General features: G+C 65.3%; 1 protein-coding gene and 1 pseudogene. Both read left to right on the forward strand.

All coding sequences use genetic code 11. From position 1 onward, the window contains the following. Window positions 1-78 precede the first annotated feature (78 nt). Complete coding sequence (locus EOA28_RS36820; protein ID WP_128315896.1) at window positions 79-771, forward strand: hypothetical protein; 693 nt, start codon at window positions 79-81, stop codon at window positions 769-771. Window positions 772-778: 7 nt separating this feature from the next. After that, a pseudogene (locus EOA28_RS36825) lies at window positions 779-1,019 on the forward strand (hypothetical protein); the annotation flags it as partial.

The following is a 1,019-nucleotide window of genomic DNA, read 5'->3' on the forward strand; positions in this document are numbered from 1 at the left end:
CCCTCTGTCCTGCCGGACATCTCCCCCACAAGGGGGGAGATTGGCCAATCGCCAATGCCCCGCCACCGAGCCCACCCCATGAGCGGCACGATCTGGTCGAAATTCTTCTGGTCGGACTGGGAGTCCGATCCGAACCTGCGGCTGTGCTCGCTCGCGGCGCAGGGCCTTTGGATGCGCATGCTGTGCATTGCCGCCGCGCACGAGCCCATCGGCTATGTCGCGATCGCCGGCAAGGGGCTGGAGGAGACGGCCCTTGCCCGCCTTGCCGGCTGTGCGGAGGGGGAGCTTGGCGCGCTGCTTTCCGAACTGGAAGGCAACCGCGTCTTCTCGCGCGATCGCCACGGCCGCATCTATTCCCGACGCATGATCGCCGACGCCCGCAAGGCGCGCGCGGCGCGCAAGAACGGCTTGAAGGGCGGCAACCCAAGCCTTTCAAAGGAAAGGGCTTTTTCGCCCCCGGATAAGCGGCGGGCAAGGGCCGGGGATAAGGCGGGCGATAAGCCCCAGAGTCCAGACTTCCAGAGTCCACAATCCATCGATCCATCAAAAGAAAACGCCCCGGCGTTTTCTTCCTCCGCTTCGCGGAACAGGAATGGAAAAGCAGTTTCGGATTGCCCGGCCGCGCCCGGACAAAAATGGCGTGGGCGCAAAACCCATGTCGATGCCGCCAACGCAATCATCGAGGAGATCAATGACTGCAGCCGAATTGCAGCAGGCGGCGAAGGCGCTAGCCGCGATGTTTTCCTGCTTCCCGCAGTCCGCGCTGGCTGACGCCGAGATGCAGCTGCGCGGCTATCTGGCCGCCGTGCAGGATGCCGAGCTTCAAGACGTCGAGGCCGCGATCCGGCGCTTCATTCGCGGCGAGGCCAAGATGGCCAACGCCCAGTTCTGCCCGTCGAGCGCCCAGCTTTCCATCGAAGTGCGCGAGAGGCGGCTGATGCGGGAGCTGACGGCGAAGCGGAGTGTCCAGCTAGGCGCCAGTTCCTCGCCCCCGCAATGCGGGGGAGAGGAGGCCCAGC

This window comes from Mesorhizobium sp. M2A.F.Ca.ET.067.02.1.1, assembly GCF_004023285.1.
GTDB lineage: Bacteria > Pseudomonadota > Alphaproteobacteria > Rhizobiales > Rhizobiaceae > Mesorhizobium.